A 15,667-nucleotide genomic window follows, 5' to 3' on the forward strand; every position below is an offset into this window, starting at 1 on the left:
CCTGCCTCCCGCGCCTTCTGGGACGCTCGCGCGGTAGCCGGCGGCTACTCCCGCCGCGTCGGCGCTCGGCGCCGCGCCCGTCTGTCGCCGCGTTGCTGCCCGAAATTCGGGGTGGCGGTTGGCGCGGCTTAGCGTTCATTCGCGGGTCCAAACCGTCGCGTCGTCCTTGGCCTCTTCCTCCCGCAAGTCCTTCCCGTTCCGGCTCGAGTTTCCCCCCGAGCTGCCGATCAGCGCGCGCGCCGAGGAGATCACCGCCGCCATCCAAGCCAGCCAGGTCGTCATCCTCGCCGGCGAAACCGGCTCCGGCAAAACCACCCAGATCCCCAAGATGTGCCTCGCCGCCGGCTGCGGGCAGCAGGGCCGGATCGCCTGCACCCAGCCGCGCCGCGTTGCCGCGTTGTCCATTTCCCGCCGCGTCGCCGAGGAACTCGCGGTGGAGTGGGGGCGCGAGGTCGGCTGCAAGGTCCGGTTCAACGACCAGACGAGTCGCGACACGCTCATCAAGTTCGTCACCGACGGCATGCTGCTCGCCGAGCTGCAGAACGATCCGATGCTGCGTGAGTACGACACCATCATCATCGACGAGGCCCACGAGCGCTCGCTCAACATCGACTTTCTTCTCGGCCACCTGCGCACGCTCCGCTTCCGCCGGCCCGAGCTGAAGATCATCATCACCTCGGCCACGATCGACACCGAGGCGTTCAGCGCCGCCTTCGACGGCGCCCCCGTCCTGCTCGTCGAGGGCCGCACCTATCCGGTCGAGGTCATCTACGCGCCGCTCGACGAACTCGGCTCCGATTACACCGAAAACGACGAGAACGACTCCCGTCCCGAAGGCACCAGCGCCGCGTCCGTCCGCGCCGAGGCGTTGCACTACATCGATGGCACCGTCGAGGCCGTGGAGCGGATCTGCCGCGAAAGCGCCACCGGCGACGTGCTCGTCTTCCTCCCGAGCGAGCGCGACATCCGCGAGGTCGGCGACCTGCTCGATGGCCGCCGGCTCCGCGGCACCGAGGTCGTTCCGCTCTTCGGCCGGCTCTCCATGGCCGAGCAGCAGCGCGTGTTCGCCCCGTCCACCCGCCGTAAGCTCGTCCTCGCCACCAACATCGCGGAGACGTCGCTGACGATCCCGGGCATCCGCTTCGTCGTGGACACCGGCCTCGCGCGGATCAGCCGCTACTCCGCGCAGTCCCGCACCCGCCGCCTGCCCATCGAGGAGATCGCGCAGTCCAGTGCCGACCAGCGCAAGGGCCGCGCCGGTCGCGTCGCCGAGGGCGTCTGCATTCGGCTGTACTCGGAAAAGGACTTCCTCGAGCGGCCGCGATTCACCCAACCCGAAATCCAGCGCGCCAACCTCGCCGACGTCATTCTGCGGATGAAGGCCTTCGGACTCGGGGACATCGAGCGCTTCCCGTTCATCAACATGCCCGCGACCAAGGCCGTTCGCGCGGGCTACAGCCTCCTCGAGGAACTCGGGGCGATCGGTGAGGCAGAGGCCGGAAGCCGGAAGCCGGAGGCCAGAAGCCAGAGGCCAGAAGCCAGAAGCCAGAGGCCAGAGGCCGGAGGCCAGCCTGTCCTCCGAAGCCTTGGCGAAGGAGGAAAGCCAGAAGCCGGCCTGTCCGCCGGAGCCTGGGCGAAGGAGGATGGTCAGACGTCAGAGGTCAGACGTCAGAAGTCAGAGGAAGGAAGCCGTAGCCCGGCGGCGAGGGAGCCGGTCGGCGAGGCGGATGTGGGCGGCGCGGCGTTTGCCACACATGTGCTGACGTCGATCGGGCGTGAGCTCGCGCGGCTGCCGGTCGATCCGACCGTCGGTCGCATGATCCTCCAGGCGCGCGCCGAGAAAGCCCTGCGCGAGGTCATCGTCATCGCCGCCGGGCTTTCCATCCAGGACCCGCGCGAGCGCCCGCTCGACAAGCAGCAGCAGGCCGACACCGCACACCGGCGGTTCGCGCACCCGGACTCCGACTTCCTCACGCTGCTCAACATCTGGACGTCGTACCACGGCGAGTTCGAGTCGCTCTCCCAGGCCAAGCTCCGCCGTTTCTGCCGCGATCACTTCCTCAGCTACACGCGCATGCGCGAGTGGCGCGATATCCACGCCCAGCTCCTGGAGGTCCTCGAGCAGCGCGACGATTTCCGCCTCACTTCCGCGCTCGACGCCGTGGCGCGCCAGGGCGAGCGCACCGTCCGCGCCACTGAGGGCCACGGCCACGGGCGCCGCGGTGACACGCCGCCCGCCCGGCCCAACGCCCCCGGCAAGCCGGACCCTCGCGCCCGCGCCGCCGGGCCCGAGCCCAAGCGCTCTGGCGGTCCCGCCGCCCCCGCCGGCGGGCGTCGTCCTGCGGCCGAGCCGGGCGATCCGCTCGCGTTCGGCACGCCTGCCTACCGCGCGATCCACCGGAGCATCCTCGCCGGCCTTCTGGGCAACATCGCCGTGATCGACGAGGAGAACGGCGGCTACAGGGCCACCCACGATCGCAAGGTTTCGCTCTTCCCGGGCTCCGTGCTCTTCCGCCGCGAGGACCCGAAACGCAAGGGTGCCGCCGCCAAGCCCGCCGACGCCGGCGAGTCCGCCGCCCGCCGCAACCCGCGCTGGATCATGGCTGCCGAGATCGTCGAAACCGCGCGGCTCTACGCGCGCACCTGCGCCCGCCTCGACCCGCAGTGGGCGCTCGACCTTGGCCAGCACCTTGTCCGCGTCGCCCACAGCGAGCCGTTCTGGAACGAGGCCGCCGGCCGCGTGATGGTCCGCCAGCGCACCCGCCTCTACGGGCTCGAACTCGAGAGCCGCGCCGTCGGCTACGGCCGCATCGATCCGGATCACGCCACCGAGATCTTCATTCGCGAGGGGCTCGTGAATGACACCATCCGCTTCCCGCTCGATTTCATCCCGCACAACCGCGCCGTCCGCGACGAGGTCGAAGACCTCCTCACGCGCGCTCGCGACAGCGGTTATCTCAACCTCGACGAGGCGGCGTACCGCTTCTACGCCGCCCGGCTGATGCCCGACGCGCTCGCCGCCACCGCCGCGCCGGGATCCGGCGAGTCCCCTGCGAATCCCGCAGAATCGTCCGGAGCGGAAGCCGTGGCTCGCACTGAACCCGCACCCGCCGCCGCCCCACGCGCGCCGAAGCCTCTGCCTGCTGCGGTATCGTCGGTTCCCGAACTCGTCGACCTGGTCCGCCACCGCCGCACGACCGATCCGCGTTTTCTATTCATGGCCGCCGAGGACCTGCGCGATCCCGCGACGCTCACTGTCGATGCGGATGCGTTCCCGAAATCGGTCCCGCTCGAGAACACCGCCCTCCCGCTGAACTACGCCTATAAGCCGGGCCAGCCCGACGATGGGGTGAGCGTGAACGTCACGGTGCGCGAGGCGGAGGCGCTCACGCCGGCCGCGCTCGACTGGGCTGTGCCGGGACATCTGGAGGCCAAGGTCGAGCACTACCTGCGGGCGCTACCCAAGGAGCTGCGCCGCGCCTTCGTGCCGCTCGGCGAATCCGCCAAGACCCTCGCCGGCGAACTCACGCACCGCGAGCTCTCCGATCGCCCGCTGACCGATGCACTTTCCCTGCTGATCGCGGAAAAGTACCGCGTGGCCGTTGATCCCGCCGTCTGGGCCGACAAGCTGCCGCCGGAGCATCTGCGCGTGCGCATCCGCGTCGTGGACGCCGAGGGCCGCGAACTGTGCGCCAGCCGGGAGCTCGCCGAGATTCGCGCGGCCCTGCTCGCCCAATCACGCGAAGCCAGCATTGCCGTCGCCCGCGAGGAGCCCGCCGCCTGGCGCGCCGCCCGCGCGCAGTGGGAGACGCCCGAGTTCGGCTCCTGGGCTTTCGATTCGATTCCCGAGCGGGTGCTCGTCGCGGAGCAGGGTGGGGCGCCCGTGTACGCATTCCCGGGACTACTCGCCGGCGCCGGCGGCGTGGCGCGCCGGTTGTTCAAGACGCCGGAAGAGGCCGACGCCGCCACCCGCCGCGCCGTGAGTTTCCTCCTCGAGCGCCAGCTCGGGCACGACCTGATGTGGACGCAGCGCGACTTGCGCTCCGTGCGCGAGGTCGGGCCGCTCGCCGCCACGCTCGCATCCGTCGAGTCTCTCCAGGAGCAGGCCTTCGTAGCCGTGCGTCGGTGGGTCACCGATCCTGCCCGCGCTCTGCCGCCCGCCGCGCGCAGCCGCGAGGGTGCCGCCGAGGGCCGGCTCCTGCCCGATGGCGCGGGCTTCGCTGCCGCCGCCGAGCAGGCGAAGACCGACCTGCGCGGACTCGTGCCGCGGCTGGTGGATCTCCTGCGCGAAATCCTCGGGCTGCGCCTGGAATTGCTGGTGCTCAAGGATCCGCCAAAGGGGCTCGGCGAGGACCTGGCCGCGCTCTTGCCGGCCGACTTCCTCGCCAGCACCCCGTACGAGCAGCTGCGCCATTTTCCGCGCTACCTGAAAGCGATGAAGCTTCGTGCCGAGCGCTGGCGGAAGAATCCCGGCAAGGACTCCGAGCGCGCCGCCCAACTCGCGCCGTACGAGAAGGCGCTCGCCGAACTGCAGCGGCGCCCTGGCACCGATGCCGCCGCGCTCGCGGCGTTCCGGTGGCAGCTCGAGGAGTTTCGCGTCAGCCTCTTTGCCCAGGAGCTCGGCACCGCGGAGCCCGTCTCTGCCGTGAAACTCGACCGTGCGATCGGCGCGCTTCGCGCCGGTCCCGCTGCGGCCAGGGCCGAGAGCCCCGCCACCGCCTCAGCCGCCCGGCCGATCCTCACCGCGCCGATCGTCCCGCGCGAAAAGAAGTCCGCACCGCTCAAGAACCTCGGCGCCCTCGACAAGCTGTTCGGTCGGTAGGGAACGGACAAGGTCTGGAGCTTGAGGCGTGAGGTGCGGGTTCCGCGCACCGGCGGGCGTTATGCGTTCACAATCAGGGAGGCTCCCACCGGGTTACATCCACCGCGTGGCTGTGTCCACTGGCGCCATGGCAAAGCAAGGATTGCCGTCCCATGGAAATCAGTTCTCCTACTTCGCGCGTTTCCAGTCGCTTATGTCGATCCACACCGACGCCCGGCCCGGTGCGACGGATGCGTTCCCACACCCATGCCCAAGATCCTGCTCGTTGAAGACAATGAAATGAACCGTGACATGCTCTCGCGCCGCCTGCTGCGCCGGGGGTATGAGGTGATCATCGCGGTGGATGGCCAGCAAGGGGTCGACCTTGCGGGCACCAGTATGCCCGACCTGATCCTGATGGACATGAGCCTGCCGGTGATCGACGGCTGGGAAGCGACGCGCCGGCTCAAGGCGAGCGACGTCACGAAAAAGATCCCCGTGATCGCGCTCACCGCGCACGCCATGGCCGGGGATCGCGAACAAGCGCTCGCCGCGGGATGTGACGATTACGATACGAAGCCGATCGAGCTGGATCGCCTGCTGCCGAAAATCCAACGGTTCCTCGGTTCCGCCGCCGCCTGAGCCGCGCGTTTCGCCGTTCCTAACCGGGTTCATTGATGTCCCCCGCGCCTTCCGAGGCCCGCGCGCCTTTGTCGCATTTGCGGCACGACCTGCGCACGCCGATCAACCAGATCATCGGCTACAGCGAACTGCTTGCCGAGGAGGCGCTCGACGCCGGGCACGACGCCTACGCCCCCGATCTCCAGAAGATCAATGGCGCGGCGCGTGCACTGCTGGCGCTGATCAACGCGAATCTCACTGATGATCGGCTCACGTTGAACGGGGCGGTGGCAGCGGGCGCAGCGCTCGCACCTTCACCGGCAGCCGCCGAGCCCGCCGAGTCCGCGGCTGCCGACGACCCATCGGAGGGCGACCCCCGGCCGGCGCCGACGCCGGGTCGCATTCTCGTCGTCGACGACCAGGAGGGGAATCGTGAGGTGCTCCGGCGGCAGCTCGTGCGCCAGGGCCATACGGTCACCGCTGTCGAACACGGCCAGGCGGCGCTGGAGGCACTGCGCGGCGAGCCTTTCGACCTGGTGCTCCTCGACATGATGATGCCGGTGCTCGACGGCTACAGCACGCTGGTCGAGATCAAGAACGATCCGGCGGTGCGGCACCTGCCGGTGATCATGATCTCGGCGCTCGATGAACTGGGCAGCGTCGTGCGCTGCATTGAGCGCGGCGCCGAGGACTACCTGCCGAAGCCCTTTAATCCGACGCTGCTGCGCGCGCGCATCGGCGCCGGGCTCGAGAAGAAACGCTTTCGGGACCAGGAACGCCAGTACGTCGAGGCCATCGAGCGAACCCAGCGCCGGCTGCACGCCGAGCTGGCTGAAGCCGAGAACTACGTCCGGTCCATCCTGCCGGCGCCGCTGACGACCGGACCGGTTCACACCGACTGGCGGCTGGTGCCGTCGACCGAACTCGGCGGCGACTCGTTCGGGTATCACTGGATCGATGACGATCATCTCGCCGTCTATCTGCTGGACGTGTGCGGCCATGGCGTCGGCGCGGCGCTCCTGTCGGTCACGGCGATCAACGTCCTGCGCAACGCCGCGCTGCCGGCGGTGGACTTTCGGGATCCGGGCGCGGTGCTCACCGCGTTGAACGAGGCGTTCCTGATGGAGAAGCAGAACGGGATGTACTTTACCGTCTGGTACGCCGTGTGGCGGCCGTCCACCCGCACGCTGTGCTTCGCCAGCGCGGGCCACCCGCCGGCCGTGCTCGTGACGAACAGGGAGGCGGAGCGGCGTCACGCGGAAGTGCTGAAAGGCGGGGGGCTCATTCTGGGCGGCATGTCGGGCGTCCGGTACCGCTCGTTCACCGCGACGGTCGACCGGCCGGCGGTGCTCTACGTCGTCAGCGATGGCACCTTCGAGATCACGCGGCCGGACGGGTCGATGTGGAGCTTCGCCGCCCTGCAGGAGTACCTCGGAACCATGCCGGCCGCCGGCGAGGCGGATCTGGACCGGCTGTTCAGCCACGTGAAGGAGCTGCACGGGTCGGATTCGCTCGAGGACGATTTTTCGATCATGCGGCTCGCGCTTTGAAGCCGCCCTCCCGCCCCCGGCATCGAGCCCCCCCTTTCCTCCATGAAGATCTCTCGTTTCCTGCCCAAGACGATCGGCGCGCGGCTCATGGTCGCCGGTGGGATGGCATCCGCGCTGGTCATCGGGAGCATTTCGCTGATGGCGTACCACAAGGGCCGCTCCGCGCTGGAGGCCCAGGTCGAGGCTGAGGCCTTCACGGAGGTGCAGACCGCCGCCGCGGCCGTCGACGAGGCGCTCAACCGGCTGGCGTACGTGCCGCGGATGCTGGCCGCGTACCAGGCCGGGATCGGCCGCGAACCGGCGCCGAATCTCGAATCGGTCATCCGCAATCTCCTCCGGCGCATTCCGGCGCGTGAGATCTTCGGCCTATACATCGCGTTCGAGGCGAAGAACGCCTATGACCCGCAGGGCATGGTATGGATGGACCGCGCCAGCTGGCCCGCCCTGCGGCGGGTCGACTACGACTACCACGACCCCGCGAATGGCTGGTACGCCCGCGCGAAGGCGAAAGGCAGTCTGCACCTGACGGAGCCGTTCTTCGATCGGGGCGGCTCGGATCACACGATGGTTGGCATCACGTTTCCCGTGTTGGTGAACGGCGAGTTCGTTGGTGTCACCGGCATCGATCTGCCGCTCACGGAAATTGCCGGCCTGCTGAAGTCCATCCATCACCAGGCGACGAATCGACGCGCGTCGGCCGCCTCCGAGTTTCTCTTTCTCGCCGGCGGTTCCGGCCAGCTGCTCGTGCACCCGAATGCCTCCCTGCTGCTACGCGAGGACTTTGCGGGTACGTCGCTGTCCACCCTGCCGCAGGGCGCGCGGCTCGCGGCGGAAGCATCCGGGACCACGCGTTACCGCGGCGCGGATGGCGAGCGGATCATATTCTGGGCCATCGCCCCAACCACGGGGTGGAAGGTCGTGCTCGATCAACCCGCGTCGCTCGTGCTGGCTCCGGTTCATGCGCTGGCGTGGCGGACCGCCGCCATCGGGGGCGGCGGGCTCGTGGTCCTGCTGGCTTTGATCGGCTTCATCGCCCGGCGCGCCACCCGCCCGATCGTCACGCTCGAGCAGGCGGCCAAGGCCCTGGAAAGCGGCTCGTTCCGCGTGGCCGAACTCGAGCCCCTCACCACCCGCGCCGACGAAAGCGGCCGGCTGGCCCGCTCGTTCCTCAGCATGGCCCGCGAGATCCAGGCGCGCGAGGAACGGCTGGCCGACTGGAACCAGAACCTGGAGCGCACGATCGAGGAGCGGACCGCGGACCTCCGGCTCGCGCGCGAGGCGGCGGAGGAGGCGAGTCGCACCAAGAGCGCGTTCCTTGCGAACATGAGCCATGAGCTGCGCACGCCGATGAACGCGATCATCGGCTACAGCGAGATGCTCATCGAGGAGGCGGAGGACGCCGACCAACCCGATTTCATCCCCGACCTGAAGAAGATCCACGGCGCCGGCAAGCATCTGCTCGGACTGATCAACGACGTCCTCGACCTGTCGAAGATCGAGGCCGGCAAGATGACCGTGTACCTCGAGCAGTTCGCGGTGCCGGCGATGATCAACGAAGTGACGGCCACGATCCAGCCGCTGGTCGACAAGAACGCCAACCGGCTCGTCGTAACGTGTCCGCCGGAGATCGGCACGATGCGGGCCGACGTCACGAAGATCCGGCAGACCTTGTTCAATCTCCTCAGCAACGCGGCGAAGTTCACGCACGAGGGCACCGTCTCCCTCACGGTTGAGGAAATCGCCCGTGGTGACGTGGACTGCATCGCGTTTCGCGTCACCGATACGGGCATCGGCATGACCCCGGAGCAGGTGAGCCGGCTTTTCGGCGCGTTCGTGCAGGCCGACGCATCGACGACGCGGAAATACGGTGGCACCGGACTCGGGCTCGCGATCAGCCGCCGGTTCTGCCGGCTCATGGGCGGCGACATCGAGGTCGCCAGCGCCCCGGGCCGCGGCACGACCTTTACGGCCGTGGTGCCCCGGATGGTAGCCGACGCGGCCGCTCCCACGCAGCCGCCGTTCGCCGGCCACACCGCCCAACCCGCCGACGCCGTGCCGCGAAGCCCGGATGCGCCGCTGATCCTCGTGGTCGATGACGACCCGACGGTGCTCGATCTGCTCAGCCGGACCTTGAACCGCGAAGGTTATCGCGTGCGCACGGCGGCCAACGGTGCGGCGGCGCTGACGGCCGCCCGCGAGCTGCGGCCGAAGCTCATTACCCTGGACGTGATGATGCCGAGCATGGACGGGTGGTCCGTGCTGACGGCCCTCAAGGCCGATGCCGCCACGCGGGATATTCCGGTCGTCATGGTGTCGATCGTCGACGACAAGCAGCTCGGTTTCGCCCTGGGCGCCGCGGACTACCTGACGAAACCGTTGGATCGCGATCGCTTCACCGAAATCCTCGCCAAGCATGCGCCGCTCGCCCGCGAACGGCTGGCGCTCGTGATCGACGACCTGGAAGACAACCGGGCGATGCTGCGCCACGCGCTCGAGCGCGAAGGGTGGTCGGTCCTCGAGGCCGAGAATGGTCGCGCCGGTCTCGCCCTGGTGACCGATCATGCGCCCGCGCTCATCCTGCTCGACCTGATGATGCCGGTGATGGACGGCTTTGAGTTTCTGCGCGAGTTGCGCGCCCGGCCGGACGGCCGCGCCGTCCCGGTGGTCGTCGTGACCGCGAAGGAGCTCTCCCCGGCCGAGCGGGATCTTCTCCGCGCGGGCGTGGAAAACATCGTGCAGAAGGGGACCGTCAGCCACGAGGCGCTGCTGGCCGACATTCGCGAGAAAATCGCCCGGCCCGCGCCGCCGGCCTCCCTGCGCACCCCCTGAATTCAATCCGATGAACACCTTCGTATTCCGCCCTGCGGTCGCGCTGCTTGCCGCCGCCCTGCTGTTCACCGCCAGTGCATCCGCCGCGCCGCGAATTGGCGTCCTGTTGAAAGGTCGCACCGATTTCTGGACGGCCGTGGAGAAAGGCTGCGTGGCCGCGGCTCCGGGCGGACGCGCCGAGGTGACCGCGAAAATGCCGCCGTCGGAGTCCGATATCGACGTGCAGATCCGGATGCTTGATGCGCTCGTCGCGCAGGGCATCGACGCACTCGTGATCGCGCCGTGCAGCACCACGGCCCTGTCCGGCCCCGTGGCTGCGGTCGCGGCCAAGGGCGTCAAGATCGTCGTCATCGACACACCGCTGGAGGGCGAGATGCCGGCCTTCATCGCCACCAACCACACCGCCGCCGGCGCCGCCGCGGGCAAGCTGCTCGCCTCGCTGGTGGCCGATACCGACGAAGTCAGCATTCTGAAGCATTCGCGGACCAGCGGTGCGACCACCCTGCGCGAGGTGAGCGCCTTCGCCGAATTGCGCCGCGCGCATCCCGGCCTCGTGATCCATCGCGACATCTTCAGCGGCACCGTGGCCGGACGCGAAGTGGAGCAGGCCCGGCGCCTCCTGACCGAACATCCGCGCACCGGCGGCATCCTGGCCTCCGGGACTCCGGGTTCGATGGCGATGTTGCGGGTGCTGCAGGAGTCCGGCCATGCCGGCCGGATCCGGTTCGTGGGTTTCGGCTTCAATCTCAATCCGACGGCCGCGGCTGCGCTCGAAAACGGCACGATGGATGGCTGGATTGCCCAGTTGCCCGGCGAGATCGGCGCGCGGGCGATCAACGCCGCCCTCGCGCTCCTGCAGGACCGGCCCGTGGCGGAAGTTTCGTTCTGTGACTTCCTCGTGATCACCCGCGCAAATCTCCACGAACCGCGCGTCCAGGCGCTTTTGTCCCAATGAGGCCGCCTCCCGTGTGCCTTGCCGTCGCTGCGCTCGCGCTGGCGGGGTGTGCCCGCGAGCCGGTCACCCTGGTGAGCGCCGCGTCCGCCGCTCCCGGCGCCGCCGCGGAAGGCGTGGCGGCGTTGGGTCGCATCATTCCGGGCGACGGAGTCGTGGAACTGAGCGCGCCGTATGCATCCACCGGCGGCCCGTCGCTGATCGCCGAGATCAAGGTGCGTCGGGGCGAGGCGGTCAAAAAGGGGCAGGTTCTCGCGGTCCTCGGCTCGCAACCCGCCGCGCTCGCCGACCTCGAGACGGCGAGGGCGCGGGTGGCCGTCCAGGAAGCGGCGCTGGCGCGGGTGCGCGCCGGCGCCAAGCCCGGAGCGATCGCGGCGCAGCGGGCCACCGTGGAGATGCGGCGGGCGGAGCTGGAGCACGCGCGCGAAAACCTGACCCGCACGTCCACGCTTCGCCGCAGCGCGGTCGCGGCCGAAATGGATCTCGAGGCCGCGACGACGCAGTTGACCGTCGCGGAAAAGGCGCTCGCAGCCGCGCTGCACGAAGCGGAGGCGATGGCGGAAGTGCGGGACGTCGATGTGCGGCAGGCGGAGTACGAGCTCGCGTTGGCCCGTGCCGAGGCGGTGGCGGCGGAACGCCGTTGCGACCTTTCCGTGCTGCGCTCGCCACTCGATGGCGCCGTGCTCGAAATCCTGCGCTGGCCGGGTGAGTTGGCGAGCGGGGGAACGATCATGGAACTCGCGGAGGTGTCCCGGATGGGCGTCGAGGCCTTCGTGTACGACTCCGACGTGGCGCGGGTCCGTCGTGGCGCCGACGCGGTGGTGGCCGGTCCCGCCTTCACCGGGGTGCTGCACGGCAAGGTCGACGAGGTGGGTGGCGTCGTCATGTCCAGCCCGACGCGGGCCGTGAATCCGGACGCGCCGGTCGATCGCCGCGTCGTCCGGGTCCGCATCGCGCTCGACCCCGCGGATGGCGCCCGCGTCGCCGCGCTCAACCGGCACGAGGTCTCGGTCGTGATTGCGCGATGAAGGGCCGGTTGTTTCCCCTCGGTGCGCCGCTGTCGTGGCTGCAGTTGCGGAGCGATCCCCACCGGTTCGCGACCGCGGTTGCGGGCGTCGCGTTCGCCGCCGTGATGATGCTGTTCCAGCTCGGTCTCGTGCACGAGCTCTTCGCGCGCGCCGTCGCCCTGCACGAGCGGCTGAACGCCGATCTCGTCATGGTGGGCCGCGAATACAGCTCGCTGGCGTTCAGTTTCCCGTTCGCCGAGGAGCGCTTGTACCAGAGTCGCGGCGACGCCGCGGTCGCGTCGGTTTCACGCTTGTACGTCGCGTTCATGCCCTGGCGGAACCCGGCCACCCAGCAGCGTCAGGCCAATGTGATGGTCCTGGCCTTCCGGCCGGATGAGACGCCGCTCGCGCTCCCGGACCTCGTCCGGCAGGCGGCGCTGCTGAAGCGCGTCGGCACCGCGCTCTACGATCGCGACGCGCGCCGCAATCTCGGTCCCGTGGCCGAGCTCCTCCAGGCGCAGGGGCCCTTCTATGCGGAGCTCCAGCAGCGCCGGCTCCAGATCGCCGGAACGTTCGCGCTCGGCCCGACCTTCTCGATCGATGCCAGCGTTGCCATGAGCGAAGAGACGTTCCTTGAGCAGTTTTCGAACCGGCGCGGCGGGCTGGTCGATCTGGGGCTCATCCGGCTCCGGCCCGGCCGCGACCCCGCGGCGGTCGCGCGCCACCTCGAGCGGCGCGCCGGCCCCGACGTGCGCGTCCTGACCAAGGCGGAGTTGATCCGGCTCGAGCAGAAATACTGGCGTGAGCGGACCCCAATCGGGTTTACGCTGCTCGCCTCGATGCTCGTCGCGTTTTTCGTCGGCGCCGTCGTCGTGTATCAGATCCTCTACGGCGACGTCGCGGAGCACCTGCCCGAATATGCGACGCTCAAGGCCATCGGTTTCGACGATCGTTTCCTGGTGCGGCTGATCATCGAGCAGGCGCTCACGTTGTCCGTGGTGGGCATGTTGCCGGCCGTGCTGGCCGCGACCGGCTTGAGCGGGATCATGCACGCCGTGACCGGCCTCACGCCGGCGGTGACGTGGAGCCGGTTCGGGGTGGTGTTCGCGCTCACGGTCGGCATGTGCGGCATCGCGGGCCTGCTCGCGACGCGGAAACTCCGGCACGCGCGGCCGGCGGAGGTGTTCTGACATGACCACGATCCCCGTCATTTCGGTGCGTGGTCTCCATCACGCGTACGGTTCCGGGGCGCTGGAGCGCAAGGTCCTGCACGGGCTGAATGTCGATTTCCATCCGGGCGAGATCACGATCGTCATGGGCCACAGCGGCTCGGGGAAATCCACCTTTCTCACCCTCGTCGGCGCGTTGCGCACCGTCCAGACGGGGCAGGTGAGGGTGCTCGACCAGGAATTGGGCGGCGCAACTGCCAGCCAGCTTGTGCGCGTGCGCCGCTCGATCGGGTTCATCTTTCAACGGCACAACCTCCTCGCGGCGTTGACGGCGCGGCAGAATGTCCACCTCGCCCTCGCGTTGCACCACCCGGCCGCCGTGGCCGCCGATGCCGACCGGCTGCTCGCCCGGGTCGGACTCGGGGCGCATGGCCACAAACGGCCCCGGGAGCTCTCCGGCGGACAACAGCAGCGGGTCGCCATCGCGCGCGCGCTGGCGGGACACCCGCGCGTGTTGATCGCGGACGAACCGACCGCGTCGCTCGATCGCCAGAGCGGGCGCGACGTCGTCGAGCTCATGCGCGCGCTGGCCCGCGACGAACAGTGCGCGGTGCTGATGGCGACGCACGACCCGCGCATTCTCGACATCGCCGATCGCATCCTGACGCTGGAAGATGGGGTGATGACGGAGACGGATGCGGCGTTGCAGCGGCTGGCGGATGAGCTCGCGGAACTCGTCGGAGTGCTGACGCAGTACCCGGCATGTTTTCCGGCGGAACGGACGGCGCCCACGGCGGAGCTTCCGCCGCTGCGGGAACGATTCAGTGCCGGAGCCACGACGCTCGCGGTGCAGACGGCCGACTACGTGCACCTCCGACTCCGGCCGGGACTCGCGGACAAGGCGGGCGCGACGCAGCAGCTCGCCGCGACGGTCCAGACCCTCGAGCAGACGCTCGTCGATTTCCTGGCCACGCTGCGCGCGAGCCCGGCCGATCTGCAGTCCGGCTTGGGCGACCGGCTTTTCCAAGCGATGGAGGTCCTGCTGTTCGCGACGCTCGATGCCGCGCGCTCACGCAGCCGCGCGGACACGGACATGCTGGGCGAGCTCACGCGGGATCGGGGCCACGCCATGCGGCGGCTGCGTCAGACCTACCTGACGGCGGGCGAAACCGGCAGCGAGGAACGTCGCGCGGCGGTGTTTCAGCTCACGCAGGGATTCGAGCGGCTGGTTTTTCTGTTGAGCGAAATGGCCCGGTTCGTTGCCCTCGCGCCGCAGGATTCCCCCCAACCCTGACCCCCCGTGTCCTCACCCGCCGTGCAGACCCTGGAATTGCGCAGCGAGCTCGCCGAGATCGAGCGCCTGGCGGCATTCATCGAGAGCTTTGGCGAGGCGGCAAAGCTCGGGCCCGATGATGTATTCTCGCTGCAGTTGGCGCTGGAAGAAGCCGCGACAAACGTGATTACCCACGGGTACGGCGCCCCGGGCCAGGTCTTCACCGTGACCCTCGCCGCCGGGCCAGACGCGGTCACGGCCACGCTCTCCGACACGGCGGCACCCTACGATCCGCTGGCGCGCGCGGACGTGGTTACGAATGCTCCGCTCGAGGATCGCGCGGTGGGCGGGCTGGGCGTGCATCTGCTGAAGAGACTGATGCACCGGGCCGAATATGAGCGGCGCGGCGACACCAACGTGCTGACGCTGACCCGCAACCTCGCGCCGCGGAGGTGAAGATTTATGGACATGACTGAAACCAGACACGACACGACGACTGTTCTCGCGCTGAACGGGCGCCTTGACGGCATCGCAAGCCCGGGCGCTGAACGCCGGATCGACGGGCTGATTGCGGGCGGAGTTCGCCGGCTCGTGTTTGATTGCAGCCAGTTGAGCTATGTCAGCAGTGCCGGGCTGCGCGTGTTTCTGACCGCGGCGAAGAAGCTGAAGGCAACCGGCGGCCAGGCGGTGTTTGCGGCGCTGACACCCCCGGTCGCCGAGGTGTTCGAACTCGCTGGGTTCACCGGCATTCTCGAGGTCCATGCCAGCGTCGCCGAGGCAGCCGGCGGGGGACGTAACGATTGAAGAAGTAACAGGTGCCAAGCGCCGGCAGCAGCTGGCGCCGCTGCCCTGTACGGCGCCGGCGCGGCTCGGCGCCGGGACAAAATCGGGCTCCGGGTTGCGGGCCGCCCGAGCCCGGCGACAGTGTGCGCCTACCCACCCCGCACCCATGAATGTTCCCGTCTCTGCCTTGCTGGAGCGCAAGGGTCACGGCGTCTTCTCCGTCACGCCCCAAGTCACGGTCTCCCAGGCCGTCGCCGAAATGAACCAACACCGCGTCGGCGCCATGCTCGTGCTCGAGTCGGGCCGGCTTGTCGGCATCTTCACCGAACGCGATGTGCTTCGCCGCATCGTGGGCCCCGGCCTCGACCCCCACCAGGTCCTCGTGAAGGACGTGATGACGACGCGCGTCACGACGATCTCGCCGGACGCCACGATCGACAACGCGATGGCCTTGTTCACCGAGGAGCGGTTCCGGCACCTGCCGGTCATGGATGGCGAGCGGCTCATCGGCACGATCTCGATCGGCGACGTCACCCGCTGGATCTCGGACCACCACCGGATGGAGGCCGAGCATCTCAAAAACTACATCGCGGGCGGGCTCGCGACCTGAGTTCCGGCGCCGCCTTTCTGCGCGCATTTCGCGTCCGTCCTGTCCCGGCCGGAGACGCGAGTCCGCGCGGCG

11 protein-coding genes are annotated in these 15,667 nt (G+C 69.2%); all 11 read left to right on the forward strand.

Annotated elements, in window-relative coordinates; all coding sequences use genetic code 11:
- Positions 1 to 166 precede the first annotated feature (166 nt).
- The 11 genes from DB354_RS17960 to DB354_RS18010 all read left to right on the forward strand — a co-directional run bounded on the left by DB354_RS17960 (position 167) and on the right by DB354_RS18010 (position 15,595).
- Positions 167 to 4,822, forward strand: coding sequence for a DUF3418 domain-containing protein (locus tag DB354_RS17960; RefSeq protein WP_107837003.1), 4,656 nt, complete (start codon positions 167 to 169; stop codon positions 4,820 to 4,822).
- 246 nt (positions 4,823 to 5,068) lie between these two features.
- On the forward strand, positions 5,069 to 5,443 hold the full coding sequence (locus tag DB354_RS17965; protein WP_107837004.1) for a response regulator: 375 nt from the start codon (positions 5,069 to 5,071) through the stop codon (positions 5,441 to 5,443).
- A gap of 35 nt (positions 5,444 to 5,478) precedes the next feature.
- Positions 5,479 to 6,972, forward strand: coding sequence for a SpoIIE family protein phosphatase (locus tag DB354_RS17970; RefSeq protein ID WP_107837005.1), 1,494 nt, complete (start codon positions 5,479 to 5,481; stop codon positions 6,970 to 6,972).
- A gap of 42 nt (positions 6,973 to 7,014) precedes the next feature.
- Positions 7,015 to 9,801 carry a response regulator gene (locus tag DB354_RS17975; RefSeq protein WP_107837006.1) on the forward strand — a complete coding sequence of 929 codons (2,787 nt, stop codon included), beginning with the start codon at positions 7,015 to 7,017 and terminating at the stop codon, positions 9,799 to 9,801.
- Positions 9,802 to 9,811: 10 nt separating this feature from the next.
- On the forward strand, positions 9,812 to 10,756 hold the full coding sequence (locus DB354_RS17980) for a substrate-binding domain-containing protein (RefSeq protein ID WP_107837007.1): 945 nt from the start codon (positions 9,812 to 9,814) through the stop codon (positions 10,754 to 10,756).
- A complete protein-coding gene (locus DB354_RS17985; protein ID WP_107837008.1) occupies positions 10,753 to 11,781 on the forward strand; it encodes an HlyD family efflux transporter periplasmic adaptor subunit in 1,029 nt (342 codons plus the stop codon). The genes DB354_RS17980 and DB354_RS17985 overlap by 4 nt, the downstream gene beginning before the upstream one ends.
- On the forward strand, positions 11,778 to 12,950 hold the full coding sequence (gene devC, locus DB354_RS17990; protein WP_107837009.1) for an ABC transporter permease DevC: 1,173 nt from the start codon (positions 11,778 to 11,780) through the stop codon (positions 12,948 to 12,950). The genes DB354_RS17985 and devC overlap by 4 nt, the downstream gene beginning before the upstream one ends.
- Position 12,951: 1 nt before the next feature.
- Complete coding sequence (locus DB354_RS17995) at positions 12,952 to 14,223, forward strand: ATP-binding cassette domain-containing protein (protein ID WP_107837010.1); 1,272 nt, start codon at positions 12,952 to 12,954, stop codon at positions 14,221 to 14,223.
- Between the two features lie 6 nt (positions 14,224 to 14,229).
- Positions 14,230 to 14,658: an ATP-binding protein gene (locus DB354_RS18000; RefSeq protein WP_107837011.1), complete on the forward strand. Its 429-nt coding sequence runs from the start codon at positions 14,230 to 14,232 to the stop codon at positions 14,656 to 14,658.
- A gap of 6 nt (positions 14,659 to 14,664) precedes the next feature.
- Positions 14,665 to 15,006, forward strand: a complete 342-nt coding sequence (locus tag DB354_RS18005) for an STAS domain-containing protein (RefSeq protein WP_107837012.1) — start codon at positions 14,665 to 14,667, stop codon at positions 15,004 to 15,006.
- 145 nt (positions 15,007 to 15,151) lie between these two features.
- The gene (locus tag DB354_RS18010; protein ID WP_107837013.1) at positions 15,152 to 15,595 is read left to right on the forward strand and encodes a CBS domain-containing protein; all 444 of its coding nucleotides are present in this window, start codon (positions 15,152 to 15,154) and stop codon (positions 15,593 to 15,595) included.
- The last annotated feature ends 72 nt before the right edge of the window (positions 15,596 to 15,667 follow it).

The organism is Opitutus sp. ER46, assembly GCF_003054705.1.
Taxonomy (GTDB): domain Bacteria; phylum Verrucomicrobiota; class Verrucomicrobiia; order Opitutales; family Opitutaceae; genus ER46.